The following is a 25,287-nucleotide window of genomic DNA, read 5'->3' as shown; positions in this document are numbered from 1 at the left end:
GGTCGATGATCTCCTCATCGACTTCTTCGCAGGTCAGCGCCGCGTGCAGGTGTGCGACGGTGGCACAGCGCCTCGACCACGTACACCCGGCCCCACCCGGCCGTGTGGTCGGCGAGCCAGGTCAGGGCCACGGTCCCGCTCTTGCGGCGCAGCAGGGCGTCGGAGACGAGCGGGGCGAACGCGTCGGACAGCAGTCCGATCGTGCGCAGCAGCGGGATGTCACCGTCGTGGTTGTCGCTCGCGAGCAGGCCCAGACCGGCGGCGACCACCGCGCGGTCCTCGCCGTACCGCACCAGCCAGCGTCCTGCTCGGCGTACCTGCCACCTGTTCGCGCGCAGTGCCGCGGCGGTGACGTGCCCGTTGAGCCGGTTCGGTGCCCCGACCTCGGACAACGTCTCGGCCAGCCACTCGATCCGCCGCTGCGGAGAGGAGAAGTAGTTGTCGAGGACCGCGGCGGTGTCGGCGCCGACGCGACGGGGGCTGTGCCGTGGCCGAGGCGGACGGGCGCGCTGGCGTTCCTCGTCGGGATAAGGGGCGCCGTCCCTGGGCAGTGGCCCGTCGGGGAACCGGCGGTGGAGTGCGACCGCGTGGTCGTAGAGGGATCCGCTCATGCGCGGACGCAGGACTCGATTCTGTCGATCATGGCCGGGAGCCTAACCCGCAGGCCAGGCGCTCAGCAACGAGTCCAGCGCGTCGAGCGCACGCAGCCATGACGCCTCGACGCCGCGCGGATGGCTGTGGAACGCGCCCGCTCGTTCCAGCGACACGTACCCGTGCAGCGTGCTGTGCAGGAAGCGGACGGCGTCGGTCTCGTCCGGCTCCCACAGCCGGTAGCCGCGCAGGACCGCGCGGGTCAGGTCGGCGTGCCGTTCGGACGGACCGGTCGCGGCCGTGTCCGGGTCCAGCGCCATCTGCGTCGCGGTGTAGCGGCCGGGGTGTTCGTGCGCGTAGCTGCGGTAGGCGCCGGCGAACGCCACCAACGCGTCCTTGCCCGACCGGCCCGCGATGGCGGCCGATGCCTTGTCGGCCAGTTCCGACAGGGCCAGCACCGCGAGGCGTACGCGCAGGTCCTGGGCGTTGCGGATGTGCGAGTAGAGGGAGGCGTCCTTCACGCCGAAGTGCCGCGCCAGGGCGGACACCGTGACGTTCTCGAAGCCGACCTCGTCCGCCAGGACCGCCGCTGCCTCCGTGAGGCGGTCGGCCGAAAGCCCCGCACGTGCCATCCGTCACCCTTCCTAGGGGGCTTAATGATTTGCCTAGGACCTCTAGGTAAGCCTAGCGTTCCTGGTCATGAAGCCGCTGACCGAACACGACATCCGCGCGTCCTTCGTCAATTCCACCAAGGGCGAGGCGAAGCGCATGCACGTACCCAAGGATTTGGGCGAACGCCCGTGGGACTCGCTCGACTTCCTCGGCTGGACCGACCCGGCCGCACCCGACCGCTCGTACCTCGTCATGGACCTCGACGGCACGCTCACCGGCATCGCGCTGCGGCGAGCCGCGCAGGCCGGGAGGGCGCGCAAGACGATGTGCACGTGGTGCCTGACCACGCACTCCGGCGACGGCGTGTCGCTCATGTCCGCGCGCAAGGCCGGCAAGTCGGGGCAGCTCGGCAACACGGTCGGCGTCTACGTGTGCGCCGACCTGGCGTGCTCGCTCTACCTGCGCGGCAAGAAGAGCGCGGGACCGGGTTCGCGGTTCAAGGAGTCGTTGTCGCTCGACGAACAGGTCGAACGCATGACGGCCGGCATCAGCGCGTTCCTGAGCCGGGTGAACTCGTAGGTGTCAGAGCTCGAGGACCAACTCCGCGGTGCACGCCCTGGCACACGGCCAGGGGTCGCCGCACTCGGTGCAGCCGGTGGTGGCGGGCAGGTGCGTGTCGAGCACCTGAACCGCCCTGGTCCGGTAGCGCTCCAGGTCCGACTCCCAGTCGTGGCGGGAGCCCGCGGTCGCACTCGTCATGATCATCAGTCCTCGGCTCTGAGGTCGTCGGACTCAAGCATGCACCTGTGACGCCGATCACGGGCGGCAAATCACCGAACGGGTGCGAATGACAAGCGACAGAAAATTGTCAGCCCGCCTTGACCAGGCGAAGCAACGACGCCCACTGGCGAGCGGTGACCGGTAGTTCCACGGCCGGGGACTTGCTGTCCCTCATGCCAACTCCGCGGCCGACCTCCACGCAGTTGCCGTCACTCGCGCTGTAGCTGCTCTTCCGCCACCTGGTCATAGCGCAACCCCTCACCGATGATGTCGGTGATCAGCTTCCTCGATTGCGCCTCGTCCAACGCCGTCCGAGAGAGTGATTCGACCACGGTGTCGTAGAGCGCGACGGAAGGCTGATCTTCGAGGAAGACGTTAGCCCCTTCGCTCTCCACGTAGACGAGTGGCGGGATCTTCTTGAACTTCAGCAGATCGAAGTCACCAGCGAGCCCCGCGTGCGGCCCGAACGCCGTCGACATCAGGCGAAGTGTCAGGTACGGCCTCACCGACACGCGCAACAGGTGGTGCAACTGTTCCGCCATGATCTCGGGGCTTCCCACCGGCAACCGCAACGCCTGCTCGTGCATGAAGATCGTGACAGCCCGATAGCCGTCGAGAACGGCACTCTGCCGCGTGCCACGGTTCGCGACGAGCGGGTTGATCTCGTCGGCGGGCACTGGTTTCGCGATGGCGAGATGCCGGGTGTAGTCGGGGACCTGAAGCAATCCGTGCACGACGTTCATGGACCAGCCAGTGACACTGGACGCGATCTTCTCGTGCTCGCGAAGGGTGCGAGCCCGGTCCGTGATGCCGGACTTGGCAGGCTGCAACCAGTCACGCTGGTGCGTCTCCCGATGCAACGCCATCAAATGCGCGAACTCGGCAGGCGGCGTCCGCAACAGCCCGAGCAACTGTGCGAGTTCGACGTCGCTGACGCCTTCCTTGCCGTTGATCAGCTCGGAGACCTTGGCCTCCTGCCAACCCAGCACGATGGCGGCTTCGCGGTTGGTGAGACCGGCCGCCCGCAGCAACGCGCGGAGGGCGTCCCCGAACTCACGGCCGCGCACCGTTGATCTCCGCAATGGCATGCGGGAACGGTAGGGCCACCGTTCCGTTTGGCTCCACCCATTCGCCGGAGGTCAACCTGAAAGCATGCGTTTTGGAACTTCTCCAAAGTCAGTCCGAATCCTGGTCAGGCCCGTCAATCAACTCGCCGAGATGGTCCGCGAACTCGCGGAGTTGTGGGCGGAGGTCCGGAGGACAGGTCTCGGAGAGATCGTGAAGCAAAGCAACGGCTCTTTTCCGATCTTCGCGGCTCATCTCCGCCCCGGAACCGAGCTCCTGGAGGATCTCCAGGACACGCCCGACCGCTTCGATCTCCGGGGAGGTCACGATCAGGTGATCTCTTGAGTCGGCGACTAGGCAGCGGGAAGCGAGGTGCGAGTACACATTGAGAGCGGCGGGCTCTTCGCCGACCAGTTCAAGGACATGGAGAAGTTCCCGCGCGATCTCACCATGTCCGGCCACTTCCAAGTAGAAGCACATGTTTCTGAGCGCGATTTCAAGGTTGGGCAGATGAGCGTCCAGATTCCTGTCGACGAGTTGCACATAGAGCTTCACGGCTCTTAGCGCAGGATCGAGCGACTCCTCATCACGCCCTGCCGCCCCCAGTTGCATCGCGAGGTTGCTGAGTGATCCGGCCAAGTGGTGCAGATGAGCATCGGCGTTGGCATCGGCAAGGTGTTCGAAGACGTCGACTGCCCGCAGGGCAGGTTCGAGCGACTCCTCGTGCAATCCTGCTTCCGACATCCGACTGGACAGGTTGGTGAGCGCCATGGCGAGGTGTGGAAGGTGGACGTCGGCGTTCGCTTCGGTGAGGCTCTCCCTGATGTCGACACCACGCTTCGCGGTTTCCAGCGCCTCGTCGATGTGCCCGACCGCCGCCAGGTGGATGGACAGGGTGTTGAGAGCTGTGGCGAGGTTGGGCAGGTAGGCGTCCGGGTTCGCCTCGGCAAGTCCCTGCCAGATCTCGGCGGACCGCTCTGATGGGCGGAGCGCCTGCTCGCGCAGCCCTGTCTCCGACAGGTGGTGGGAGATCCCGGTGAGCGAGCGGGCCAGGTCCGGTAGGTGGAGATCAGGGGCTGCGGCAGCCAGCCGCTCCCGGATCTGGACAGCGCGATGAGCGGAGGTCAGTGCCTCCTCGCGCTGTCCGAGTTCTGCTGACAAGCCAGCGAAGGTGTTGAGCGATTCGGCGAGTTTCGGGAGATAGGAGTCGGGATCGGTCCTCGCGAGCTGTTCCCGGATGTCCACGGCCTGACGACTGGGGACCAGCGCTTGCTCGTGCCGGCCGACGGCGCCGAGCCGGACGGCGAGGTTGTTGAGCGAGATCGCGAGGTCTGGCAAGTAGAGGCCAGGGTTGTCGTCGGCCAGTTGCCGATGAAGGTCGACGGCACGTTGAGACGGCTCGACGGCCTGGTCACGCTGTCCGACCTCCGCCAACCGGATGCCGAACACCGTCAATGACCTGGCGTGCCGGTGTACAGCGACGTGGTCCGCGTCCGACTTCGGTTCGGTGTCCTGCACGAGGCGCTGGGAGATCAGGACGACGTCGGCGGCCCGGCTGGTGGAGAAGCCGAGCCCCAGGAGCACGTCGTCGACGGCCTCAAGATCAGCCGTCGGCAATGCCTCGGGATCGCCGAGCGCGGCACCGATGGCGTCTGTGAACCGGCCGGGACTCAGCAGGAGGATCGGCAGCAGGTATCCCTTGGGGTGGGTGCGGACCAGGCAGTCCGCGGTGGCCACGAGACGCCTGACCCCGGCCTTGAACCTGCCTGCCGCGCCGGGTGTGGACAGGCACCGCAGCAGCACCTTCGAGATGTGCTCTGCCAGTTCTCGGTCATCCGTGGCGCACAGGCGGGAAACTACGCCGACCCAGTCGGCGTCCGAGGCCGCTCGTTCGGCCAGGCCCAGCAGGTGGGTGTCCGGCAGGCGGTCGGGGTGCGGGGCTGCCCACACCGCTTGGTCACCGGGGTAGAGCTTGCCGAGGACCTTGGCTGTGCTGCGGAACCACGCGTCGTCGTGGCCGCCTTCGAGGTTCAGCGTGCGCAGCAGGCGCACCGCGTCGTCGAGGGCAGGCGCGGGCACCAGGAACGGGGCTGCGAGGACCAGGTCGCGGTCATGCGCGGGCATCTCGATCCGGTGGTCGACGAGCATGGACTTCACATGGCGGGACTCATGGGCCAGCAGGTCGGTGATCGGGTCGCTGCCCGCGCTGCGGATCGGCTGTTCGCCGCGCCCCACCGCCGCGGCGTCGAGGACTCGCAGGAGTGCGTCGGCGTAGAGGTCGAGGGTGGTGGCGAATTCCGGCACCGTCTCCTCCGGCGGCACGGATGTGGGCAGTCGATCGGCGAAACGTTGGACTGCGTCCGCGTGGACTTCGGCCGAGGGGAGGTGCGTGGTCAGCGAGTCGAGGCGGGTCGGTTCGGCGTCGATCAGGCTTGACCAAGTGGGGTCGGTCAGGAGTTCTGGCCACCAGTTGCCTTCGTCGCGGCTCAGGAGCAGCAGACGGGTCGTCGGCGCCGTGCGAATCAGGCCAAGAAGGCGGCGCAGGGAAACCAGCTCGTTCTCCGCGTAGTCGACGACCAGCAGGGTCCCCGCGCGGCGAGCTGGGCCGCTGGTGAGGGCGGCTTCGATTTCGGCCCAGCGGCGGCGGGCCGGGTCGGATTCGGTGCCGTCTGCGCCGTTCAGGTCCAGAAAGCCCGCGATGTGCCTGCGGGCGCGCAGGGCCTTGATCAGTTGACGTGCGGTGGTCGTCTTGCCCTGGCCGCCGCGTCCGCAGAGCAGACGGACCTGCAGTGGGGACGCGCCCGTGCACCACGTGAGCAGGTCTTCGTCTTCCGGGCGGTGCCGGACTGGCACGACGCCGGCGTCGGGGCGAAGCCACGTCAGTGGGCGGTCGGTGGCGCGGTGGTCGGTGGGAGTGCCGAACAGCAGGTGCGCCACAGCCGATCGGCGCAGCGGTGAGCGCACCTTGATCGGTGGGCGGTCCGCCGTGACGTTCAAGGTGTTGTGGTCGCCGATCACCACCTGGCTGTGGTCGACCGAGCCGAGGATCGAGCGGTCGATCACCGTTGGACCTGGTTCCCGTCGCCGATGATCACGGTGCTGTTGGAGACGTCGCCGGTCACCGAGCGTTCGACGGAGGCTGGCTGCGCCTGGTCCTGGGCCTTGTAGAGCCAGTAGGACACGGCGGCCGTGGCGGCGGTCAGGAGGACTACGCCCAGCCAGGCCCAGAGGTTGTTCATCCAACCCGTGGCCAGGTTGATCGTGATTGCGGTGCCGGACAGCACTACCGCCATGGCGATCGTCGGTGCGATCACTCGGCGGGTGGCGGAACCCTGAGCCACGGCTACTCCCCTTGCTGCGATGTGAGAGCTACCTACTTGAGATCGTGCGTTCGGGTCAAGGTGTTTCCACCCGAATGAGCGCGAGTTTGCTCGGGCGTGCTACGTTTTGCTTGTGCGAGCAAAGTCGGTTACTGAGCAGGCTCGGCGGGCGCAGATCGTGAAGGCGGCGATTGCGACCGTGGCGGAGTTGGACTACGCGGAGACGTCGTTCAAGGCCATCGCGGCTCGGGCCGGGCTGAGCAGTACCGGGTTGATCTCGTACCACTTCAGGAACAAGCAGGAGCTTGTGGACATGGTGTTCGCGGACATCTTGGAGCGGTTCCAAGGGTTTGTGAGCGCTCGGATGGGCCAGGGGTCCGCCAAGGAGGAGTTGCGGGCGTTCATGAGCGCCAACGTCGCCTTTTTGCGGGAGCACCGGGACGACATGGTGGCGTTCCTGCGGATTCGTGCCCACTCGGCGGTGACGGACGGGGGCATCGCCGATGCCGATCACGTGGAGCTCGCCGGTTTCTTGCGCAGGGGGCAGGAGGCCGGTGAGTTCCGCGTGTTCGACCCGGAGGTGATGGCGGTGTTCGTGCTCGCCATGCGCAACGGCGTCGTGTTGCGGTCCGGGGCACTTGATCTCGACGTCTGCGAGAGGGAGTTGATCGCGGCCGTCGAGCTGATGACGGGAGGGTAGGCATGCGTTGGGGGACGTTGTTGTTAGCCGCGTTGGTGCTGGTCAGTGGATGTGGGGCGGGGGTCGCTGTGTCGTCGGACGTGGTTGAGCTCGACACCGGGCAGGTTCGGGGTGAGCAGCGGGACGGGCATCTGCGGTTTCAGGGGGTGCCGTACGCGGCAAAGCCTGAGAGGTGGAAGCCGCCGGTCAGGGCCGCGCAGTGGAGCGGGGTGCGGGAGGCGACTAAGCTCGGTAGTCCGTGTCCGCAGGTGGGGTCTAGTTACTCCGAGACCAAGTCGGTTGAAGAAGACTGTCTCTTTGCCAACGTCACCACGTCGTCCACCAGCGGGAGCAAGCCCGTGTTGGTGTGGGTGCACGGGGACGGGGCGATCGGGGCCGGGCACTACTTCGACGCGGAACGCCTTGCGCGGCAAGGGGATGTCGTCGTGGTGACGTTCAACTACCGGATGGGGGTGTTCGGTGGGTTCGGGTTGCCTGGGCTGGAGCATTCAGGCGAGTTCGGGTTGTTGGATCAGCGGGCGGCGTTGGAGTGGGTGCAACGCAACATCGGCGCGTTCGGTGGGGATCCCGGGAACGTGACGTTGTTCGGGGTGTCGTTCGGGGCCACGGCTGTGGGCGCGCATCTGATCGGGCAGAAGGCCTTGTTCCACAAGGCGATCATGCACAGTTCGTTCACGCTCGTGGACGTGCCGAAGGGGGCCTGGTTCCCGGATCTGGAGGCGTTGCCGTCGCTCGCGTGGCGGGCGGTGCCGGAGATCCAGGAGATCGGGAAGATGATCGGCGAGGAGCTGGGGTGTGCCGACGTCGAGTGTCTGCGGCAGCTTCCGGTGGAGAAACTGCTGGACTACCCGCAGATCATGAACATCTTCCAGCCGGTGGGCTATGGCGGTGAGCTGTTGCCGAAGTTGCCGGGTGAGTCGCTGGAAGCCGGGGAGTTCGCGGACGTGCCGATCCTGGCTGGGTCTACGCGGGACGAGCACACCAGCTTCGTGGAGTTGTTCCGGCCCGAGGAGATGACCGGCGAGGACTACTCGCGGCTGGTGCGGGAGGCGTTTCCGGATCGGGCGGCGGAGATCGAACGTGAGTACCCGGTCAGTGCGTATGCCTCGCCGAAGCAGGCTTGGGCGGCGTTGCTGACGGATCGGGTGTGGGCGCGGGCGACGTTCCGGCAGAACACGTTGTACGCGAAGAAGGCGCCCGTCTACGCGTTTGAGTTCGCGGACCGGGATGCGAGGCACTCGGCGGACATCGAGTACTTGTTCCCTGACGGGGACTTCACGAAGGACCGCGGGCTGTCCGACTACATGATCAAGGCGTGGACGGACTTCGCCCGCACCGGGAACCCGGGCTGGGCACGGTTCGACGAGGGGCAGTACGTGCAGTCGCTGGCGCCGGGCGCGATCGGGCCGGTGGACTTCGCGGACGAGCACAAGCTCGCGTTCTGGGGTTAGGGGCGGCGCAGGTCGGTCAGCAGGGCGTCGAGCGACTCCCTCAGGCCGTCGGCGGTCGGGGCGAACCAGGTGGTGCGGATGCGTTCGTTGCTGCCGTTCGGGGTTTCGTGGTCGGCGGCGAGGCCGGGCAACGTCCGGGTCTCGTCGCCCAGCGAGCGGCCGACGTTCTGGAAGAGGCCGCGGACGTAGCGGTCGGCGTCGTCGGGGGCGATGCCGTGGCTCGACGCCCACTCGGCGAGCGTGACGAGGAACGCGTAGTGGCTGGTCAGGGTGCCGGTCAGGGCCGAGAATACGTCGAAGGCGGCCTCGTCGGCCACCGGCATCGCTCCCCCGAGGATGTCGAACATCGCGTTCACGACCGGGTCGGAGGGGTGCACGACGGTGACGGACATGCGTTCGCGCACGGCGGGCAACGGGATGGCGCGGACGAGCGACGCCTGAGTGTCCAGGATGGACCGCAGGTCGTCATTGGAGATGCCCGCCATGACGTTGACGACGATCTTGTCGCCGGGGATGTGGAGTCCGGCGAGTGAGTGGCGGTCGGGGCCGCGCACCGCGATCAGGACCAGGTCGGAGCGGTCCACGACCTGCTGGTTGTCGGTGCACAGGTGCACGGCCTCGTAGCGTTCGGCCAGGTCAGCGGACGCGCCGCGAGGTGAGAGGTGGATCTCGGGGGTCGGGTCGCCGTCGTGCCGCAGGCCCTCGACCACGGCCTTGCCGATCTCTCCGACACCGATCACGCCGACGCGTTGCAATGTGCCCACCCGCGCCAGCGTAGGCCGCGGGTCGCTACTCTGGATCACGTGCCTGGCACCCGCAGCTCGCGAACCCGTGCGTACTTCGCGCGGGTGTTCGCCGTGCTCGCGTTGGTCGCCGGGGTCGCGATGATGCAGGGCACGCCGTGCGAGACCGAGTTCGCCTGGACCGCGCAGTGTCCGACGTCGGCGACGAGTTCGATCGCGTTCGTAGTGGACGACGTGGACGCCGGCTCGTCGATGCTCGACGGCATCCTCGTCGCGGGGGCGTGCCTGGTGGTGGCGCTCGCCGTGCTGATCGGGTTCGCGGTGCTGCGCCGGTCCGGGTCGTTCCGGACGCTCGCGCTGCGCCTGCCCTCGATGCTCTCTCCCCCGTCGCGCCGCCTGGAAGTGCGGCTCGCCCAGCTCTGCGTGTTGCGCGCCTAGACCGAACCCGTTCCGCGGTTCCTCGGTCTCTTTCGCGTACCTCGTGGAGGTTTTGTCATGTCCAAGAACGCTCGTCTGTCGTTGATCATCGTCGCCGTGGTGGCGGTGGTGGTCGCCGGGTTCTTCCTGTTCAGCCGCACCGACACCACCGCGGCACCGCAGTCCGCCGACGGCAGGGTGACCGTCGTCGAGTACCTCGACATGGAGTGCCCATCGTGCCGCGCCGCTTACCCCGGCGTGGAGAAGCTGAAGGGTGAGTACGGCGACCGCGTGACGTTCGACGTGCGGCACTTCCCGATCCCCATGCACCGCAACGCCGAACTCGCCGCGGTCGCGGTCGAGGCAGCGGGCGCGCAGGGCAAGCGGGACGAGATGATCAAGGTGATGTTCGAGGCGCAGCCGCAGTGGGGCGGGCAGCAGACGTCGCAGCGGGCGGCGTTCAGGTTGTTCGCGGAGCAGCTCGGGCTCGACCAGGCCGCGTTCGAGAAGGCGCTGGACGACTCGGCGTTGCGCACGCGCGTGCTGGCTTCGCGGGACGAGGGCAGCAAGGCCGGCGTGACCGGCACGCCCACGTTCTTCATCAACGGCACCAAGTTCACCGGCGCCCCCTCGTACGACGCGCTGAAGAAGGCGATCGAGAAGGAGCTTTCGTGAACCGGATCGTCGCGTGGGTGCTGGCGGTCGGCGGAGCGATCGGCCTCGGCGCCTCCTTCGTGCTGACGATCGAGAAGATCGCGCTGCTCAAGGACCCGTTCTACGTGCCGACGTGCAGCATCAACCCGGTGCTGAGCTGCGGTTCGATCATGAAGACCGCGCAGGCCGAGGTGTTCGGGTTCCCGAACCCGCTGATCGGCGTCGTGGGCTTCGCGGTGGTGACGACGCTCGGGGTGCTGCTGCTCGCCGGCGTCGAGCTGCCGTCGTGGGTGTGGATCGGGCTGCAGGTCGGGGCCACGTTCGCCGTGCTGTTCGTGCACTGGCTGATCGTGCAGTCGCTGTACGAGATCAAGGCGCTGTGCCCGTACTGCATGGTCGTGTGGGCCGTGACGATCCCGATCTTCTGGTACACGACGCTGCGCAACATCCGGCCGCAGTTCCAGTTCCACAGCGTCGTGCTGATCCTGTGGTACCTGGTGATCACGGCCGGAGTGTTGCAAGCGTTCTGGTTCTACTGGTCGTCGCTCGTGTGACCCTGGGCGAGCCGGGCGACGTGGTCCCAGTTCTCCAGGCTCGCGAGGCGGCCCGCGTACTCGGTGCGCACCGCCTCCAGGCCGCCGGTCCCGAACAACGCGCGGATCGGCGGCTCGGGGGCGTCCACCAGCGCGAACAGGGCGTCGGCGGTGGTCGCCGGGTTGCCGGGGCTGAAACCGCTGGAGGCCGCGCCCGCGTACAGCGCCTCGTGGGCGTGCGCGTAGGCCGGGTCCTTGGCGGACTGAGGGGACTGCGTCATCAGGGTGGTCGGGAACATCACCGGCTCGATCAACGTGACGTGGATGCCGTACGCGGCGACCTCGGCGGCCAGCGACTCGCTCACTGCCTCCAGCGCCCACTTCGAGGCCTGGTAGATCCCGAGCGCTGGGTAGGCGAGCAGGCCGCCGAGGGACGAGACCTGCAGGATCCGGCCGGAACGGCGGGCGCGCATACCGGGCAGGACGGCGCGGGTGGTCCAGAGGGCACCGAGGTAGTTGACCTCCATCTGGGCCCTGATCTGGTCGTCGGTGGCTTCTTCGACGGCGGCGGTCAGCATGTGGCCCGCGTTGTTGACGAGCACGTCGATGCCGCCGAACGTGGCTTCGACGGTCTTGACGGCCGCGCGGACGGCCTCGGCGTCGCTGACGTCGAGCTTGATCGGCAGGAAGCGCTCGCCGTACTGCTCGGCCAACGGCTCGAGTTCGGTGGTGTCGCGGGCCGCGGCGGCGAGCCGGTCGCCGCGGGCGAGGATGGCGTTGGTCCAGACGGCGCCGAGGCCGCGGGACGCTCCGGTGAGAAACCAGGTCTTCATGTCCACGAGCTTTTCGCTGTTCGGGAGGGGTAGGCAGAGTCGGTCTACCCAGGGATTCGCGATCTCTGGCTGGGTCGTGCGCGGTGGCGCAGACTCGGTGGTGTGAACACGAAGCAGCTGGCGGACTTCCTGCGGGTGCGCAGGGAGGCGCTCGATCCGAAGGACGTCGGGCTGACCGGGAACGGGCGGCGGCGGACGCCGGGGTTGCGGCGCGAGGAGGTCGCGCGGCTGGCCGACATCTCCACGGACTACTACACGCGGATGGAGCAGGACCGCGCGCCGCAGCCGTCGCCTGGGGTACTGAAGGCGATCACCAGGGCGTTGCGGCTGTCGCTGGACGAGCGTGACCACCTGTTCCGGCTGGCCGGGCACCCGGCGCCGGACCGTCGGCGGCGCGACGACCACGTGGCGCCGAGTCTGCTCGGGGTGCTCGACCGGCTCTACGACGTGCCGGCGCAGGTGATGACCGATCTCGGTGTGACGCTGGTGCAGAACGACCTGGCGCGCGCGGTGTTCGGCGACCTCACCGGGCAGGAGTCGGTGGTGTACCGGTGGTTCACCGATCCGTCGACGCGGGCCGGGTACCCGGTCGCCGACCACGCGGCCGAGTCGCAGGCGCTGGTCGCGGACCTGCGGGCGGCGGCCGGGCGTGGGGTCGACGCCCGGGAGTTGATCGACCGGTTGATGCGGGAGAGTCCCGAGTTCGCGGCGTTGTGGCGGCTGCACGAGGTCGGGGTGATGCGCAACCGGCGCAAGCGGATCTTGCACCCGTCGGTGGGGTTGCTGGAGTTCGACTGCACGGCGTTGCTGGACGAGGACCGGTTCCAGTTGCTCGCGTTGTTCTCCCCCGCCGTCGGCACCGCGACGGCGGAGCGGTTGGCGTTGCTAGGGATGGTCGGTGCCGAGTAGGGCGCGCAGGCCGTCGATGCCGGTGAAGTGGTGGCCGCGCATGCCCACGAGTTCGGCGGCTTGGACGTTCTCCACGCGGTCGTCGACGAACAGGATGTCGTCGTCGTTGAGCCGGTCGCGGCACCACTCGAAGGCGGCGCGGTCCGGTTTGGCGTGGCCGATGCGGCACGAGAACGCGCGCACCTCGAACAGGTCGAGCCACGCGTGGGCGCGTTCGAAGTTCTGCGCGTGGTCCTCGGGGATGTTGGAGAGCAACGCGATGCGCTGGCCCGCGTTGTGCAGTTCGTGCAGCAGCGCGACCATCTCGTAGTCGACGCGGCTCCAGCTGGCGACGTCCTGCTCCACGAGTGGTGGGTGGCCCACGCGTGCCCAGTACTCATCGGCCGTGACGTCGCCACGGTCGTAGGCGGGACGGTGTGCCCAGTAGGCGTCCCAGAAGTCCTGGTCGGCGGACATCTCCGCCATGACCTCGGGTGACTGGTCGCGCGCGATGACGCCGAACATGTCGAACAGCACGATCATGCCGTCACCACCGTGACGCCCGCGGCGGTCAGGCCGTCGTCGCCGTCCGCGTCGGTGACCACGGCGTGCAGCGCGGACGCCGGGGCGACGTGGGCCAGGGCGGTGCGGGTGAGCTTGGAGGCGTCGACGGCGGCGATCACCCGTCGGGCCGAGGCGATGGCGGTGCGTTTCACGGAGGCGTCTTCCAGGTCGAAGGCGGTCAGGCCGTGCTCGGCGGACAGGCCGCAGCAGCCGATCACGGCGGTGTCGAAGCGCAGCGCCTGCAGCGAGGCGAGCGTCAACGGTCCGGTCAGGGCGAGTTCGCCCGGCCTTGGACGGCCGCCGGGGACGAGCAGCGTGATGGTCGACGACGACGAGAGCGCGTTGACGGAGTGCAGCGACAGCGGCATGACGGTCAGACGCCGGTCGTGCAGCAGACGGGCCACCTCGAGGCACGTTGTTCCGCTGTCGAGAACAACCGACTCGCCGTCGGCGATCAGCGCGGCGACGGCCTGGGCGATGCGGCGCTTGGCGTCCGTGTTCTCGTCCGAGCGCAGCGCGAACGGGGGTTCCTCGCCGCGCAGGAGCAGACTTCTGGCGCCGCCTCTGTATCGTTCGAGGACGCCCTGGGCGGCGAGCACCTCCAGGTCGCGGCGGATGGTCATCTCGGACGCGCCGGTGAGCGTCGCCAGGTCCGCCACACCGAGCGCGCCGGCGTCGCGGACGGCCTCGGTGATCTGCTTGAGTCGGGACACGGCTCGGATTGAACATCAGTGGTGTTCGAAACACAAGCTTTCAAACACGCCGCATGTTCATTAGTGTGCGATGTGTGAGCGCTCTCAAGGCCGCGCGGGTGGCCACCTTCACGTACTTCGGGCTCAACGGGTTCCTGCTCGGCTTGTGGCTCGTGCACATCCCCACGGTCGAGGACCGCACGGGCATCACGCACGCCGAGCTCGGCCGGTTGCTGCTGTTGCTCGGGTTGGGCGCGTTCATCGGCATGCGGATCGGCGGCAAGATCACCGACCGGCTGGGCGTCAAGTTCATCGTGCCGCTCTCGGGTGTGCTGTGCAGCATCACGGCCGCACTGCCTGGGTTCGCCGTGAACCAGTGGACGCTCGGTGCGGCACTACTCCTCTTCGGCGTCGGCAACGGCCTGATGGACGTCACCATGAACGCCCACGCCGTGGTCGTCGAACGGCACTACAAGCGTCCGGTGATGTCGGCGTTCCACGCCACGTGGTCGCTGGGCGGTGTCGCGGCGGCGTTGACCGGCGCACGGACGTTGAGCTGGGAACTCTCCCCCGCCGTCACGCTCACCGCCGCCGGTGTGCTGGGCATCGTCGTCAGCCTCGCCACGGGCCGGTTGCTGCTCAACGAGAAGGAAGAGCAGCACGCTTCCGCTGAGACCGCGAAGCGCAAGGTGCCGCGCAAGATCTGGATCATGGCCGTGCTCGCGGCGCTGGTGATGCTGAGCGAGGGCGCCGCCAACGACTGGAGCGTGCTGCACCTGCAGGACATCCTCGGTGCGTCGCCGCAGCTCGCCGCCTTCGCGTACGGCGCGTTCGCCACGACGATGACCGTCGGCCGGCTGCTCGCGGACCGGGTCACCGCCAAGATCGGCTCGGTACCGGTGCTGCGCTGGGGTTCGGTGATCGGCGCGGTCGGCATCGCGACCGCCGCGCTGTCCCCGTGGATCTGGCTCGCGCTGGTCGGCTGGGCGATCGCCGGCATCGGCCTCTCGGGCACGGTGCCGCAGTTGTTCAGTGCGGCGGGACATCACGAACCGGGCGCGGCGGCGGCCAACGTCTCTCGCGTCGCGGGGCTCGGCTACCTGGGCATTCTCGCCGGTCCGGCGGTGATCGGCTGGCTCACGCACGTCATGCCGTTGAACTACGCGTTCCTGCTGCCGGTGGTGTTCTGCTTGGTCGCGGCTCTGTCGGCGAACGTGTTGAGGACCGAGCACACCGAGGAGAAGGTCTCGGCGTAAGAATGTCCGCATGGATCTTGCCGAACTGGATCTGACCACCGCGCACCTCGCCGACGCCTGCATCCGGTCCGGCGTGCCGGTCCGCACGGCCGTCGTCTCCCCCGTCGTCGCGGGCTGGAAGACGGGCGGCCGGGTGCTGCCCGCCCGGCACGCCGGCAGCGTCGACATCTTCCTGGAGGCGCTCGAACGCTCCCAACCCGGCGACGTGCTGGTCGTCGACAACGAAGGCCGCCGCGACGAGGCGTGCGTGGGCGACCTGATCGTCCTCGAAGCGCAGGCCGCCGGGCTCGCGGGCGTGGTGATCTGGGGGCTGCACCGCGACACGCAGGACATCCGCGCGATCGGCCTGCCGGTGTTCAGTCTCGGCGCGAACCCGACCGGCCCGCTGTCGTTGCGCGACCGGGCGCCCGAGGCGTTGTCGACGGCCGAGGTCGACCAGTGGACCGTCACCTCCGACGACGTCGTGTTCGGTGACGACGACGGGGTGCTGTTCGTTCCGGCCGCCGACGTCGAGGCGTTGCTGGAGAAGGCGCGCGGCATTCGTGACGTCGAACGAGCGCAGGCGGACCGGGTGCGGCAGGGTGAGTCCCTGCGCGGCCAGCTGCGGTTCGGCGAGTACCTCGCGAGCGGGGTCACCTTCCGCGAGCACCTGCGCCGCATCGGTGGCGCCGTCGAGGAGTGAGACCATGATCGCGGAGCGGTACCGGGCCCGGGCTGACGCCTTCGAGGCGAAGGTCGCGGCGGTGTTGTCCCATCAGTGGGACAACCCTTCGCCGTGTGCGCGGTGGACGGCGTTGGAGGTCGTCGACCACGTCATCGACATGCACGGCGTGATGGTCGGCCAGCCGATCCCCCGCACCGAGGACCCGCTCACCGACTTCCGCACGGCCCGCCGCATGGTCGAGGAAGCCTTGGTGTCGCGGGGTGCCGAGGAGGTCAGCACGCCCGCCGGTCCGATGCCGCTGGAGGACCACGTCGACCAAGTGGTGAGCGACGACCTGGTGCTGCACGGCTGGGACCTAGCCCGCGCCACCGGCCAGGACGAGACGATCCCGGCCACCGACGTCGAACGGCTCTGGGCCGCGGCGGTGTCGGTACCGGCTGAGCTGATGGAACGGTTCCGCACGCCCGGCGCGTTCGGGCCGGGCATCGAGGTCTACGGGCCCGAGGTACCGGTTGCTCAAGACGCTTCGTTGCAGGACCGGCTGCTCGGGTATGTGGGTCGGGACCCCATGTCGAAAAACCTCTGACCTGGTTCGACGGGTGTGCAAAGGCCGCTGGAAGGAACCACATCATGGACTGGACCCTGGAAGTCGTCGTCGTGCCGGTGTCGGACCTGGACCGCTCGAAGCGGTTCTACGCCGAGCAGCTCGGCTTCACCGTCGACCACGACACGACGTTCAACGAGGACACCCGCGTCCTGCAGCTCACCCCGCCCGGCTCCGGCTGCTCGATCGTCCTGGGCAAGGGCATCGTCAAGGGCGAGCCGGGCACGTTGAAGGGCGTCCAACTCGTCGTCTCCGACCTGGAGAAGGCCCGCGCGCAGCTGGTCGAGCGGGGCGTCGAGGTGGGCGAGATCGTGCGGATGAACGAGGCGGACGGAGGGTCGTTCATCTTCTTCGACGACCCGGACGGCAACAGCTGGGCCGTGCAGGAGATCAAGGCTCGCGCTACCGGTGGGGAGTGGAAGTGAAGTACATGCTGGTCAGCTACGGCGGCAACCAGGAGGACTGGGAGGGGCTCGCCGCGTGGTCCGACGAGGACATGCACCGCATGATCGGCTACATGCGCGACCTGGACGCCGAACTGCGCGCGTCCGGTGAGCTGCTGCAGTCCGAGGGGTTGAGCGGTCCGGCGCGGGCGTTCGTGGTGCGGGGCGGTGAGTCCGGGCCGGTGGTGGTCGACGGACCGTTCGCGGAGTCCAAGGAAGTGATCGCCGGGTACTGGGTGGTCGACGTCGCCAGCCAGGAGCGGTTGCTGGAGATCGCGCAGAGGGCGTCGGCCTGTCCCGGGCCAGGTGGGACGGTGCTGAACCAGCCGATCGAGGTGCACCCGATCATGTCGGCGCCGGACGTGGACCCGGAAACCTTGGCGCCGTACCAGAAGTAGGTCCAGTGCGACGTGTCGGAACCAGCCCCGCTCTGGCGCGGCTGGAATGGGTTCTGGACGGACTGGACGGGACACCCGGCTGGGGAGCGGACGCGTCCGACGTGCTCGCTCCCGAGTTCACCTCGTTCGTCACGCCGGAGAGGTACGTCGAGGTCACCCGTGGTCGCGCAGCCGGGTACGAGCCGGTCGTCGTGGTGGGTCTCGACGTCGGCGACACGACAGCGCGGGCGCGGATCCGGCGCCACGACGGCACCGTCGACGTCGTGACCTGCGTCGTCGAGGCCGCGCGGCCACATCGGATCACGTCCACGTGGGTGGTCGGGCTGGTGCCGACCGATCTGACACCGAGGTTGCCGGACGACTTCGCGGAGCACGACCTGCCGTCTGCCGCGAATGCCCGGCTGGTCGTGTTCTCCGGGGTGCCCGGCAGCGGGAAGAGCACCCTGGCCGACGCGGCGGGCGCCGAATTGGGGTTCCCGGTGTTCGCCACCGACTGGTTGCTCGGCGCGCTGACCCCGTTCGGCGGTCGGCACTTCGAGGAGTCGATGGAGATCGCCGAAGAGCTGCTGACCACGCTGGCGCTGCGGCAGCTGGACGCCGGGCAGTCCGTGATCCTCGACCACCCAAGCGAGCGGGTGGCGGTCCGGGATCGTTGGCGCAGTCTGGCACGCCGGGCCGGGGCGGAGTTCCGCGCGGTCGAGGTGCGGTGCTCCGACCCGGACGTCCACCGCGAGAGGGTCGAGGGCCGCAGCCGGGGCATCCCCGGCTGGCACGACGCGGGTGACTGGGCGGACGTGCAGCGGCGACTGGCCGGGTTCCCCTCGTGGCACGGGGAGGCGTTCGTCGTGGACACCGCTCAACCGCGCGAACTGTCGCTGGCGGCGGTCGTGCGGCACATCACCGCCTGACGGTGAGGGGGCCAAAGCCCCCTCACCAGCGCTCACTTCAGGTCGTACGCGCGGATGATCGTCTGCTGGACGTCACCACCCGCGTCCGCCGCCCGAGCCTTGAACGACACGTTCTTGGCACCGTGCGGGTGGATCAACGTGACCTGCCAGCCTGCGCGGTTCTTGCGCAGCGGCACCGGCTTCCACGTCTTGCCCTCGTCGTAGGACACCTGCACCGCCGGGTCCTTGATGTTCGTGACGGGCCCCGTTCCGTTGCGCTCCACCGTGATCGGCACGGTGACGACGCGTCCGGCGCGGTTGTGGGCGTCCAGCTGCGGTGCGAACCGGACGGCCAGCAGCGGGATCGACTTGAACTCCTCGCCCGGCACGTTCTCCGAGTAGAACGACCAGGTCGCATCCACCTTCGACGACAGGCCGTCGCGGGCAGAGGTGGTCTCGACGGTGTAGCGCTTCCGCTCCGCCGGCGCGTTCTGCACGTTCGCCGAACCCGAGTACGGCACGTCGGAGATCACCTGGCCGTCGGCCTTCACGACCGTGCGCGCGTCACGTTCGCCCGTCGAGCCGTAGGAGTTCTGCGCGCTGTAGAGCGGCACGTCGAGGCGCAGCAGGTTGCCGACACGGCCCGCGAACCGGACGTTCTGCCCGTCGTGCGGCACGCCGGGACCGAAGACCGCGCTGTTCCAGTGCTCGGTGACCGTCCTGCCCTGCTTGAACACGCGCGGCACGACGCCGAACTGGTAGCCGATCATCTCGGGTCCGCCGGGGGTCGCCTGCTCGTTCAGCGAACCCGTCCAGGGGACGTTCGGCGTGTAGAACTCCTTGAGGCGCAACGGGAGCGGGCCCGAGGCGCCGTAGTCGCGCTGGCCGCCGGAGCCCGCGACGCGGGAGTGCACGACCGAGTCGACGCGGGCCAGGTCGCGGTCCTTCACGACGCGCTGGACGTCGGCCGGGACGCGGGTCTTCTCGGCGATGCGGACGTAGTACTGGTACGGGCTGCCCGCGAAGCCGCCCTTGCCGTCCGGCTTGGCCATGACGCTCTGCGCGTGGAACGAGAACTCCGGGTAGCTCGTCGTGGACGGGCGGACGGCGACGCCCTCGAAGTCGTTCAGGATCCACGTCGTGCCGGTGCCGCCCCACGGGGCTTCGAGGCTGAACGCCAGTTCGGCCTGGGCGGTCGCGGTCTCCTTCTCCACCCCGATCGAAGGCTTCTTGCCGTCGCGGCCGCTGACGATGAGCGTCGTGTCGCCGGTGACGCTGAACGCCGGTTCGATGGCGATCGTGCTGACGCCGCGCTTCGTCGGGTCGGCGTCGGGCGTGTAGACCGACGAGTCGAAGAAGAACTTGCCCTTGGGCAGGCGCTGCACGATCGTGCCGGACGGGTCGAAGCGGAAGTACGCCTGCGGCTCGGCGAGGCTGACGAACCGGTAGTTGTAGTTCCCCGTCGGCGTGCCGGTGCCGTCGACGAACTTCAGCGTGACGTTGTAGCTCTCGACCTCCTTCACCACGCCGACCGGCACGCGGGTGCCGTCGGAGGACAGGACGACGGCGCCGTAGATGCCGTCGGGCACGGACGCGCGGGTGTCGGCGGTGATGACGGCGTCCGCGCTGCCACCAGCGGGAACGGTGAGCTTGGCCGGTGCGACCGTGAGCAGGCCCGCGGCGGGCTTGGCCTCGGCGATGCTCAGGTCGAGCGTCACGTCGGTCGTGCCGGGGTTGCGGTAGGTCACCTTCTGCGTGATGGGCTGGTCGTCGTCGTGCGGCCACAACGCGGTGCCCAGCGAGAAGCTGCCGTGGTTCGTGGTGACGGCGGCGGACACGGCGCGGCCCACGTCGAGACGTCCGGCACCCTGGTCGTAGATCGTGAGCGACGGGTTGGGCTTGGCGCTGTTCATCAACGCCGCCTTGATGTCCTCGGCCTTCCACGCCGGGTTCTTCGAGGCGAGGATCGCCGCCGCTCCGGCCACGTGCGGGGTGGCCATCGACGTGCCGTCCAACGCCACGTGCCCGTCGCCGACGGGCGTGCCGATGCGGCCGTTCTTCGCCTTCGCGGCCACGATGCCGACGCCCGGCGCGGTGATGTCGGGCTTCACCGCGTTGTTGACCCAGCGCGGGCCACGCGAGGAGAAGCTCGCGAGGCTGTCGTCACGGTCCACGGCGCCGACGGTGAGGGCTGCGTCGGCGGACGCGGGCGACCCGATCGGGCCACCGGAGTTGCCGGCCGCGACGACGAACAACGCGCCGGTCTGCTCGGTGAGGCGGTTGAGGGCGAGCGACATCGGGTCGGTGCCCTCCTCGGGCCACGAACTGCCGAGGCTCATGTTGATGACCTTGGCCTTGGCCGCGGCCCACTCCATGCCGGCGATGATGTCGCTCTCGCGGCCGCCGCCGAAGTCGCCGAGCACCTTGCCGTTGATCAGCTTGGCGTCGGGCGCGATGCCCTTGTACTTGCCGTCACCGGTGACCGTGGACGCGACGTGCGTGCCGTGTCCGACCATGTCGTCGGTGGTGGCGCTGTCGGAGAAATTCTTCGACTCGAGCACCGCGCCGGCGAGGTCGGGATGGGTCTCGTCGACGCCGGTGTCGAGGATCGCGACGGTGACGTCCTTGCCGGTGAAGCCCTTCTCCCACGCCTGGGGCGCGCCGATCTGCGCGGCGCTGCGGTCCAGGGACGCGGTCACCCTGCCGTCGAGCCAGATCTTGCCGGTGCCCGCGGCTCGGGCGCCGGTCCAGAACCCGCTGTCCCGCGCGACCGTGATCGCGCGGGCGTCGATGCTCGGCAACGCCTCGGCGTTCGCCGCGCTGATCCCCTGCCCCTGCACGATCAGCGGAAGCGTCTTGCTGGAGTCGTCGTCGTAGCCGGATCTCGCGAGCAGCGAGACGTCGAACAGCCGCTCGTCGAGTTCGCCGGAGCCCAGCCGGGCCTGGGCGTCGAGCGGGATGACGTGCAGGTCGCCCCGCGCGTCGGTGAACGTGCGGAACCCGACGTTCTCCCTGCCCTTGGCGCCTCTGGCCTCGACGTGGCCCTTGTTGACGACGACCTGGTCACCGGTCACGAGCGTGACCCTGGTGGTCAGGTCGCCTGCGCGCACCTGCTGGTCCTGCGGCGCCGCGGAGGCGGGAACGGCTGCCGTGGCGGCAACCACGACAGCCGTCAGCCCCAGGGCGATGTGTGATCGTTTCAACGCGAACTCCCCTAGTTCACTGAAGAAGGAATAGCCCTCAGTGACTAGGACAGTTCGCTGCGTGGCCGCGTTGCAGGCGCGAGTGGATCAGTTGTTCCCAGATTTCGTCTGGATCGCCCGATCCACGGCCGCCTCCACGTGCAGGCGGGTTGTCGGGAACACCGGCAACGGCACGTCGGCCTGCGAGATCAGCAACTCGATCTCGGTGCACCCGAGGATCACACCCTCGGCGCCCTCGAACTCGGCGATGATCTGCTGATACGCCTGCCGTGACTCGTCGCGCACGACGCCCAGGCACAGTTCGTCGTAGATGATCCGGTGCACGGTCGCGCGGTCTTCCTCAGACGGCACGAGCACCTTGAGGCCGTGCGATTCCAGGCGTTCGCGGTAGAACGGCTGGTCCATCGTGAACCCGGTGCCGAGCAGCCCGACGGTGGTGATGCCCGCGGCACGGATCGCCGCCGCCGTCGTGTCGCCGAGGTGGATCACCGGGATGTCGACGGCGGCCTGCACCTGGTCGTAGACCTTGTGCATGGTGTTGGTGCAGATCAGCAGGAAGTCGGCGCCACCGGCCTGCACGCTCGCGGCGGCTTCGGCCAGGGCGGCGCCGGCGTCGTCCCAGCGGCCCTCGACCTGCATGCGTTCGATCTCGGCGAAGTCGACGGAGTGCAGCACGAGCTTCGCGGAGTGCAGGCCGCCGAGGCGTTCGCGTACGAGTACGTTCGCCAGCCGGTAGTACTCCGCGGTGCTCTCCCAGCTCATTCCGCCCAGCAACCCGATCGTCAGCATGCGGTCAAGCATTCCACCTGGGGTCGCGGCCCGTCGCGGCCAATAGTTGCTCGAACGGCGAGGCGTCGGCGGGTGCTTCGACGGCGGCCTTGAAGACGTTCATCTCGGTGGCCATCGGGCCCATCTGCGTGACCAGGGCGTGGACCTCGGTGAACACCTCGTCGTCCGGCGTGAAACGCTGGCCGGTGGCCTGGGCGAGGTCGGAGGCGTGGATGGTGAGGTCGAGCAGGACCAGGCCGCCGACGGTCTGGGCGGGCATGCCCATGTTGCCGGCGATGCCCTCGGTGGCGCCGGGTTCGCCCCACGCGTCGACGAGCTTCGCGGTCTCGGCCGGGTACTGGGCGCGCCAGTCCGGGTAGGCCGGGGTGTGGCTGAAGTCGGCGTCCTGCTTCGCGGCGAGCTTCTGGAACTCGACGACGACGTGCAGCAGGTGGTCGAGCAGGGCTTTCACGTCGTAGTCGGCGCACGGCGTGGGCTTGGTGAGGTCGTCGTCGGTGATGTTCGCGATGACGGGTAGTGCGTGGTCACGGGCTCGGTCGAGCAGAACGCTGAGCTTCATGCCCGTCACGGTATTTCTCCGTGCACTGGTGCTCTTGAAGAAACGCGCCAACCTAGGATCTGTCGCTGTGCAGGGGCCGCGCCGGGACACTCGGGGGATCGTGGACGCGCGGGAGCTGTTCGCCCGCGTGCGGTTCCGGCGGCGCATGCCGTGTGCGGAGTTGCAGCCGTACCTGGAGCACTACTGGCTGATCGACGGTGAACTGGACGCGCCGTACACCTCGCACGTCGTGCCGCACCCGTCGGTGAACGTTGTCTTCGAGCGGGGACATGCTCAGCCCGAAGTCGCGGGCGTGGGACTTGGGCTGTTCAGCCGGACGCTCGACGGGCTGATCCGCGTCGCGGGTGTGCAGTTCCGGCCCGGTGGGTTCCGGCCGTTCCGCGCGGAGCCGGTGTCGGAGTGGACCGGGCGGCACGTGCGGCTCGACGTCGACTCCCGGCTCGTGCTCGACGTGGAGGACGAGGACGCACGGGTCGCGGCGCTGGACGCGTTCCTGCTGGGCATGGGGCCTACCCCAGATCCACAGGCGACGCTCGCGATGGACCTGGTCCAACGGATTCGGGAGGACCGGGAGATCCAGCGGGTCGCGGACTTCGCGCGGGAGTGCGGCATGTCGGTGCGGTCGGTGCAACGGCTGTTCGCGGACTACGTCGGCGTCAGCCCGAAGTGGGTCATCCTGCGGTATCGCATCCACGAGGCGTTGGAGCGGGCCGAGTCGGACGTCGAGTGGGCGCATCTGGCCGCTGACCTCGGCTACAGCGACCAGGCCCATCTCGTCCGGGACTTCACGCAGACCGTCGGTGTGTCGCCCACGGCGTACGCGCGCGCTCTCACGTGAGGTACTCGCACAGCTCGATGAGCATGCCCTCGGGGCCACGGACGTAGCAGGTCTTCAGCATGCCGTTGTAGTTCTCGACGTTGCGGACGACCTCGCCGCCGTGCGGCTTGATGCGGGCGAGGGTGTCGTCGAGGTCGTCGACGGTGAACGCGACGTGCCGCAGGCCGAGGGCGTTGATGGGGGCGTGCGAGCTGCCGTCGATGGCGTCGGGCTTCGCGAACTGGCTGAACTCGATGCGGTACTGGCCGTCCGGGGTCTTCAGCATCGCGATCTCGCTGACCGAGCCGTCGAGGCCGATGACGCCGTCGACGAACTCGCCTTCCATGTGCGCCTTGCCTTCGAGCTCCATGCCGAGCTCCTCGAAGAACGCGACAGCGGCCGCGAGGTCGGTGACGGTCATTCCGACGTGGTGCATGCTCTTGATGCTCATGCTCCAGGGACGGTACTCACGGCCGGTTCTCGACATCGGAAGTGGTCCAACTTCGCGAGCGTTTTTTGGACCTGTCAACTGGACCAGTCGCGCGGCAGGGTTGCGGGCATGAGCCTCGCATTCCTGATCACGACGTTGATCGCGGTCGCCACGCCCGGTACCGGGGTGCTGTACACGTTGTCGGCCGGTCTGGCGCACGGGCGGAAGGCGAGCGTGATCGCCGCGTTCGGCTGCACGCTGGGGATCGTGCCGCACGTGCTGGCGACCGTCACCGGGCTGGCGGCGTTGCTGCACGCGAGCGCGCTGGCGTTCGAGATCGTGAAGTACCTGGGTGTCGCGTACCTGATCTACCTGGCGTGGGCGACGTGGCGCGACCGCAGCGACCTGGTCGTCGACACCGCCGCGGCACCGGCGTCCGCGCGCAAGGTCGTGGTGTCGGCGGTGCTGATCAACCTGCTCAACCCGAAGCTGACGATCTTCTTCGTGGCGTTCCTGCCGCAGTTCGCGACGGGGTTCGGGCAGATGCTGACGTTGAGCGCGGTGTTCATGGCGCTGACGTTCGCGGTGTTCGCCGTGTACGGGGTGTTCGCGGCGTCGATGCGCGACCGGGTGCTGGCGCGGCCTCGGGTGATGGTGTGGCTGCGGCGGTTCTTCGCGGCGTCGTTCGCGGCGCTGGGCGTGAAGCTCGCGCTCACCTGACCCAGGCGGAGCGGTGAGCGGTTCATTCCCGCTCACCGCTCCGTCCCTCCCCACCCCCGGCCTGTGCCGGAACCGTAGGGCGGTGGGGTCGGGAGGGGTCCCGGCTCAGCGGGCGCGGATCGCTGCCACGAGGTCGGCGCGGGCGGGTTCGGTGTGGTCGTCGCCCTCTCCACCGCGCAGGATCGTGGTGGGTGGGCAGGTCGAGTCGGCCGTTCCGGCGAGTGCGCGGACGGCGATCCGGCGGCCGGTCCTGACCTCGTACACGGTCAGCTCCCAGCCGCCTTGGTAGAGCTTCGTCCTGACGGCCTCCACGCCCGAGACGTTGCCGTAGCGGCAGGTGTTGAGCTGGACTCCGGATCTGGTCCGGCGCAGGCAGGCCACCTGCTGCACGTCGGCCGGGTCGGTGGTCGGCGACAGGTCGAGGGCGGGCCGGTGCTCGTACACGCCGGTGGTGTTCGCGAACGTGCGGGTGACCGGTTCGCCGGACAGCGCCGCGGCTCCGGGGTGGGCGGCGGCGGTGACGCACGTGCGCAGGAGGTCCTCGTCGTCCGGCGCGGGGCTGCGGAGCGCGTGGTAGCCGATGGCCGCGAGGATTCCGGTCAGCACGACGGCGGTCGCCGTCCACGCCCGCCTGGTCACGACGGCACCGTAGGGCGGTGGTGTCGGGAGGGGTC

General features: G+C 68.8%; 31 protein-coding genes. 15 read left to right on the top strand and 16 right to left on the bottom strand.

Going from position 1 to position 25,287, the window contains the following annotated elements; genetic code table 11:
- Positions 1–14: 14 nt before the first annotated feature.
- Entirely contained in the window at positions 15–611 is a 597-nt protein-coding gene (locus tag JNUCC0626_RS08935; protein ID WP_394619204.1) for a hypothetical protein, read from the bottom strand.
- A 42-nt stretch (positions 612–653) separates the two neighbouring features.
- On the bottom strand, positions 654–1,223 hold the full coding sequence (locus JNUCC0626_RS08930) for a TetR/AcrR family transcriptional regulator (RefSeq protein ID WP_394619203.1): 570 nt from the start codon (positions 1,221–1,223) through the stop codon (positions 654–656).
- Between the two features lie 67 nt (positions 1,224–1,290).
- Here JNUCC0626_RS08930 and JNUCC0626_RS08925 point away from each other — a divergent pair, with 67 nt between their 5' ends.
- On the top strand, positions 1,291–1,782 hold the full coding sequence (locus JNUCC0626_RS08925; RefSeq protein ID WP_394619202.1) for an FBP domain-containing protein: 492 nt from the start codon (positions 1,291–1,293) through the stop codon (positions 1,780–1,782).
- A 3-nt stretch (positions 1,783–1,785) separates the two neighbouring features.
- Here the strand turns inward: JNUCC0626_RS08925 and JNUCC0626_RS08920 are convergent, their stop codons facing one another.
- From JNUCC0626_RS08920 to JNUCC0626_RS08900, 5 genes are all read right to left on the bottom strand, one after another.
- The gene (locus tag JNUCC0626_RS08920) at positions 1,786–1,962 is read right to left on the bottom strand and encodes a hypothetical protein (RefSeq protein ID WP_394619201.1); all 177 of its coding nucleotides are present in this window, start codon (positions 1,960–1,962) and stop codon (positions 1,786–1,788) included.
- 109 nt (positions 1,963–2,071) lie between these two features.
- The gene (locus JNUCC0626_RS08915) at positions 2,072–2,230 is read right to left on the bottom strand and encodes a DUF397 domain-containing protein (RefSeq protein WP_394619200.1); all 159 of its coding nucleotides are present in this window, start codon (positions 2,228–2,230) and stop codon (positions 2,072–2,074) included.
- The gene (locus JNUCC0626_RS08910) at positions 2,193–3,071 is read right to left on the bottom strand and encodes a helix-turn-helix domain-containing protein (protein ID WP_394619199.1); all 879 of its coding nucleotides are present in this window, start codon (positions 3,069–3,071) and stop codon (positions 2,193–2,195) included. Before JNUCC0626_RS08910 ends, JNUCC0626_RS08915 begins: the two co-directional genes overlap by 38 nt.
- Positions 3,072–3,159: 88 nt before the next feature.
- The gene (locus JNUCC0626_RS08905; RefSeq protein WP_394619198.1) at positions 3,160–5,985 is read right to left on the bottom strand and encodes a tetratricopeptide repeat protein; all 2,826 of its coding nucleotides are present in this window, start codon (positions 5,983–5,985) and stop codon (positions 3,160–3,162) included.
- Between the two features lie 122 nt (positions 5,986–6,107).
- Entirely contained in the window at positions 6,108–6,389 is a 282-nt protein-coding gene (locus JNUCC0626_RS08900) for a hypothetical protein (RefSeq protein ID WP_394619197.1), read from the bottom strand.
- 112 nt (positions 6,390–6,501) lie between these two features.
- Here JNUCC0626_RS08900 and JNUCC0626_RS08895 point away from each other — a divergent pair, with 112 nt between their 5' ends.
- Entirely contained in the window at positions 6,502–7,068 is a 567-nt protein-coding gene (locus JNUCC0626_RS08895) for a TetR/AcrR family transcriptional regulator (RefSeq protein WP_394619196.1), read from the top strand.
- A gap of 35 nt (positions 7,069–7,103) precedes the next feature.
- Positions 7,104–8,519, top strand: coding sequence for a carboxylesterase/lipase family protein (locus JNUCC0626_RS08890; protein ID WP_394621998.1), 1,416 nt, complete (start codon positions 7,104–7,106; stop codon positions 8,517–8,519).
- Here JNUCC0626_RS08890 and JNUCC0626_RS08885 read toward each other — a convergent pair.
- Positions 8,516–9,283, bottom strand: a complete 768-nt coding sequence (locus tag JNUCC0626_RS08885) for an NAD(P)-binding domain-containing protein (protein WP_394619195.1) — start codon at positions 9,281–9,283, stop codon at positions 8,516–8,518. The two genes, JNUCC0626_RS08890 and JNUCC0626_RS08885, sit on opposite strands and share 4 nt — an antisense overlap.
- Positions 9,284–9,322: 39 nt before the next feature.
- Here JNUCC0626_RS08885 and JNUCC0626_RS08880 point away from each other — a divergent pair, with 39 nt between their 5' ends.
- The 3 genes from JNUCC0626_RS08880 to JNUCC0626_RS08870 are packed head-to-tail and all read left to right on the top strand — an operon-like array spanning position 9,323 to position 10,887.
- Positions 9,323–9,700, top strand: a complete 378-nt coding sequence (locus JNUCC0626_RS08880; protein ID WP_394619194.1) for a hypothetical protein — start codon at positions 9,323–9,325, stop codon at positions 9,698–9,700.
- Positions 9,701–9,757: 57 nt separating this feature from the next.
- Entirely contained in the window at positions 9,758–10,354 is a 597-nt protein-coding gene (locus tag JNUCC0626_RS08875; RefSeq protein ID WP_394619193.1) for a DsbA family protein, read from the top strand.
- Entirely contained in the window at positions 10,351–10,887 is a 537-nt protein-coding gene (locus JNUCC0626_RS08870) for a vitamin K epoxide reductase family protein (RefSeq protein ID WP_394619192.1), read from the top strand. The genes JNUCC0626_RS08875 and JNUCC0626_RS08870 overlap by 4 nt, the downstream gene beginning before the upstream one ends.
- Here JNUCC0626_RS08870 and JNUCC0626_RS08865 read toward each other — a convergent pair.
- Complete coding sequence (locus JNUCC0626_RS08865) at positions 10,866–11,699, bottom strand: SDR family NAD(P)-dependent oxidoreductase (RefSeq protein ID WP_394619191.1); 834 nt, start codon at positions 11,697–11,699, stop codon at positions 10,866–10,868. The two genes, JNUCC0626_RS08870 and JNUCC0626_RS08865, sit on opposite strands and share 22 nt — an antisense overlap.
- A gap of 102 nt (positions 11,700–11,801) precedes the next feature.
- Between JNUCC0626_RS08865 and JNUCC0626_RS08860 the strand changes: the two genes are divergently transcribed.
- A complete protein-coding gene (locus tag JNUCC0626_RS08860) occupies positions 11,802–12,608 on the top strand; it encodes a helix-turn-helix transcriptional regulator (RefSeq protein WP_394619190.1) in 807 nt (268 codons plus the stop codon).
- Here JNUCC0626_RS08860 and JNUCC0626_RS08855 read toward each other — a convergent pair.
- Together JNUCC0626_RS08855 and JNUCC0626_RS08850 are read right to left on the bottom strand one after the other, a co-directional pair.
- The gene (locus JNUCC0626_RS08855; RefSeq protein ID WP_394619189.1) at positions 12,585–13,130 is read right to left on the bottom strand and encodes an HAD-IA family hydrolase; all 546 of its coding nucleotides are present in this window, start codon (positions 13,128–13,130) and stop codon (positions 12,585–12,587) included. The genes JNUCC0626_RS08860 and JNUCC0626_RS08855 overlap by 24 nt on opposite strands.
- Positions 13,127–13,864 (bottom strand): DeoR/GlpR family DNA-binding transcription regulator, encoded by a 738-nt coding sequence (locus JNUCC0626_RS08850; RefSeq protein WP_394619188.1) that lies wholly within the window; start codon positions 13,862–13,864, stop codon positions 13,127–13,129. The genes JNUCC0626_RS08855 and JNUCC0626_RS08850 overlap by 4 nt, the downstream gene beginning before the upstream one ends.
- Positions 13,865–13,938: 74 nt before the next feature.
- On the opposite strand from JNUCC0626_RS08850, the gene JNUCC0626_RS08845 reads away from it, so the two are divergent.
- The 6 genes from JNUCC0626_RS08845 to JNUCC0626_RS08820 are packed head-to-tail and all read left to right on the top strand — an operon-like array spanning position 13,939 to position 18,116.
- Positions 13,939–15,099, top strand: coding sequence for an MFS transporter (locus JNUCC0626_RS08845; RefSeq protein ID WP_394619187.1), 1,161 nt, complete (start codon positions 13,939–13,941; stop codon positions 15,097–15,099).
- A 10-nt stretch (positions 15,100–15,109) separates the two neighbouring features.
- Positions 15,110–15,781, top strand: a complete 672-nt coding sequence (locus JNUCC0626_RS08840) for an RraA family protein (RefSeq protein ID WP_394619186.1) — start codon at positions 15,110–15,112, stop codon at positions 15,779–15,781.
- Between the two features lie 4 nt (positions 15,782–15,785).
- Positions 15,786–16,349, top strand: coding sequence for a maleylpyruvate isomerase N-terminal domain-containing protein (locus tag JNUCC0626_RS08835; RefSeq protein WP_394619185.1), 564 nt, complete (start codon positions 15,786–15,788; stop codon positions 16,347–16,349).
- A 44-nt stretch (positions 16,350–16,393) separates the two neighbouring features.
- Positions 16,394–16,792 carry a VOC family protein gene (locus JNUCC0626_RS08830; RefSeq protein WP_394619184.1) on the top strand — a complete coding sequence of 133 codons (399 nt, stop codon included), beginning with the start codon at positions 16,394–16,396 and terminating at the stop codon, positions 16,790–16,792.
- Between the two features lie 5 nt (positions 16,793–16,797).
- On the top strand, positions 16,798–17,208 hold the full coding sequence (locus JNUCC0626_RS08825) for a YciI family protein (RefSeq protein WP_394621997.1): 411 nt from the start codon (positions 16,798–16,800) through the stop codon (positions 17,206–17,208).
- A 5-nt stretch (positions 17,209–17,213) separates the two neighbouring features.
- On the top strand, positions 17,214–18,116 hold the full coding sequence (locus tag JNUCC0626_RS08820) for an AAA family ATPase (protein ID WP_394619183.1): 903 nt from the start codon (positions 17,214–17,216) through the stop codon (positions 18,114–18,116).
- 32 nt (positions 18,117–18,148) lie between these two features.
- On the opposite strand, the gene JNUCC0626_RS08815 is transcribed toward JNUCC0626_RS08820, so the two are convergent.
- The 3 genes from JNUCC0626_RS08815 to JNUCC0626_RS08805 all read right to left on the bottom strand — a co-directional run bounded on the left by JNUCC0626_RS08815 (position 18,149) and on the right by JNUCC0626_RS08805 (position 22,646).
- Positions 18,149–21,298 carry a S8 family peptidase gene (locus JNUCC0626_RS08815; protein WP_394619182.1) on the bottom strand — a complete coding sequence of 1,050 codons (3,150 nt, stop codon included), beginning with the start codon at positions 21,296–21,298 and terminating at the stop codon, positions 18,149–18,151.
- 87 nt (positions 21,299–21,385) lie between these two features.
- Complete coding sequence (locus JNUCC0626_RS08810; protein WP_394619181.1) at positions 21,386–22,087, bottom strand: aspartate/glutamate racemase family protein; 702 nt, start codon at positions 22,085–22,087, stop codon at positions 21,386–21,388.
- 4 nt (positions 22,088–22,091) lie between these two features.
- On the bottom strand, positions 22,092–22,646 hold the full coding sequence (locus JNUCC0626_RS08805; protein WP_394619180.1) for a TIGR03086 family metal-binding protein: 555 nt from the start codon (positions 22,644–22,646) through the stop codon (positions 22,092–22,094).
- A gap of 67 nt (positions 22,647–22,713) precedes the next feature.
- On the opposite strand from JNUCC0626_RS08805, the gene JNUCC0626_RS08800 reads away from it, so the two are divergent.
- Positions 22,714–23,484 (top strand): DUF6597 domain-containing transcriptional factor, encoded by a 771-nt coding sequence (locus tag JNUCC0626_RS08800; protein ID WP_394619179.1) that lies wholly within the window; start codon positions 22,714–22,716, stop codon positions 23,482–23,484.
- Here the strand turns inward: JNUCC0626_RS08800 and JNUCC0626_RS08795 are convergent.
- Positions 23,477–23,914 carry a VOC family protein gene (locus JNUCC0626_RS08795; RefSeq protein ID WP_394619178.1) on the bottom strand — a complete coding sequence of 146 codons (438 nt, stop codon included), beginning with the start codon at positions 23,912–23,914 and terminating at the stop codon, positions 23,477–23,479. The genes JNUCC0626_RS08800 and JNUCC0626_RS08795 overlap by 8 nt on opposite strands.
- 108 nt (positions 23,915–24,022) lie before the next feature.
- Between JNUCC0626_RS08795 and JNUCC0626_RS08790 the strand changes: the two genes are divergently transcribed.
- The gene (locus tag JNUCC0626_RS08790) at positions 24,023–24,613 is read left to right on the top strand and encodes a LysE family translocator (RefSeq protein WP_394619177.1); all 591 of its coding nucleotides are present in this window, start codon (positions 24,023–24,025) and stop codon (positions 24,611–24,613) included.
- A gap of 105 nt (positions 24,614–24,718) precedes the next feature.
- On the opposite strand, the gene JNUCC0626_RS08785 is transcribed toward JNUCC0626_RS08790, so the two are convergent.
- Entirely contained in the window at positions 24,719–25,252 is a 534-nt protein-coding gene (locus JNUCC0626_RS08785; protein WP_394619176.1) for a hypothetical protein, read from the bottom strand.
- Between the last annotated feature and the right edge of the window lie 35 nt (positions 25,253–25,287).

Source organism: Lentzea sp. JNUCC 0626 (assembly GCF_043632865.1).
GTDB lineage: Bacteria > Actinomycetota > Actinomycetes > Mycobacteriales > Pseudonocardiaceae > Lentzea.
The sequence above is the reverse complement of the archived record's forward strand: the minus strand, read 5'-3'. Positions and strand labels throughout refer to the sequence as shown.

What these genes read in the sequence shown, in the direction of transcription:
- JNUCC0626_RS08925 (WP_394619202.1), top strand. Translation starts at nt 1,291, where the DNA reads ATGAAGCCGCTGACCGAACACGACATCCGCGCGTCCTTCGTCAATTCC.
- JNUCC0626_RS08920 (WP_394619201.1), bottom strand. Translation starts at nt 1,962, where the DNA reads ATGACGAGTGCGACCGCGGGCTCCCGCCACGACTGGGAGTCGGACCTG.
- JNUCC0626_RS08795 (WP_394619178.1), bottom strand. Translation starts at nt 23,914, where the DNA reads ATGAGCATCAAGAGCATGCACCACGTCGGAATGACCGTCACCGACCTC.
- JNUCC0626_RS08915 (WP_394619200.1), bottom strand. Translation starts at nt 2,230, where the DNA reads ATGACCAGGTGGCGGAAGAGCAGCTACAGCGCGAGTGACGGCAACTGC.
- JNUCC0626_RS08805 (WP_394619180.1), bottom strand. Translation starts at nt 22,646, where the DNA reads ATGAAGCTCAGCGTTCTGCTCGACCGAGCCCGTGACCACGCACTACCC.
- JNUCC0626_RS08825 (WP_394621997.1), top strand. Translation starts at nt 16,798, where the DNA reads ATGCTGGTCAGCTACGGCGGCAACCAGGAGGACTGGGAGGGGCTCGCC.
- JNUCC0626_RS08865 (WP_394619191.1), bottom strand. Translation starts at nt 11,699, where the DNA reads ATGAAGACCTGGTTTCTCACCGGAGCGTCCCGCGGCCTCGGCGCCGTC.
- JNUCC0626_RS08875 (WP_394619193.1), top strand. Translation starts at nt 9,758, where the DNA reads ATGTCCAAGAACGCTCGTCTGTCGTTGATCATCGTCGCCGTGGTGGCG.
- JNUCC0626_RS08840 (WP_394619186.1), top strand. Translation starts at nt 15,110, where the DNA reads ATGGATCTTGCCGAACTGGATCTGACCACCGCGCACCTCGCCGACGCC.
- JNUCC0626_RS08830 (WP_394619184.1), top strand. Translation starts at nt 16,394, where the DNA reads ATGGACTGGACCCTGGAAGTCGTCGTCGTGCCGGTGTCGGACCTGGAC.
- JNUCC0626_RS08790 (WP_394619177.1), top strand. Translation starts at nt 24,023, where the DNA reads ATGAGCCTCGCATTCCTGATCACGACGTTGATCGCGGTCGCCACGCCC.
- JNUCC0626_RS08835 (WP_394619185.1), top strand. Translation starts at nt 15,786, where the DNA reads ATGATCGCGGAGCGGTACCGGGCCCGGGCTGACGCCTTCGAGGCGAAG.
- JNUCC0626_RS08810 (WP_394619181.1), bottom strand. Translation starts at nt 22,087, where the DNA reads ATGCTGACGATCGGGTTGCTGGGCGGAATGAGCTGGGAGAGCACCGCG.
- JNUCC0626_RS08910 (WP_394619199.1), bottom strand. Translation starts at nt 3,071, where the DNA reads ATGCCATTGCGGAGATCAACGGTGCGCGGCCGTGAGTTCGGGGACGCC.
- JNUCC0626_RS08930 (WP_394619203.1), bottom strand. Translation starts at nt 1,223, where the DNA reads ATGGCACGTGCGGGGCTTTCGGCCGACCGCCTCACGGAGGCAGCGGCG.
- JNUCC0626_RS08855 (WP_394619189.1), bottom strand. Translation starts at nt 13,130, where the DNA reads ATGATCGTGCTGTTCGACATGTTCGGCGTCATCGCGCGCGACCAGTCA.
- JNUCC0626_RS08935 (WP_394619204.1), bottom strand. Translation starts at nt 611, where the DNA reads ATGAGCGGATCCCTCTACGACCACGCGGTCGCACTCCACCGCCGGTTC.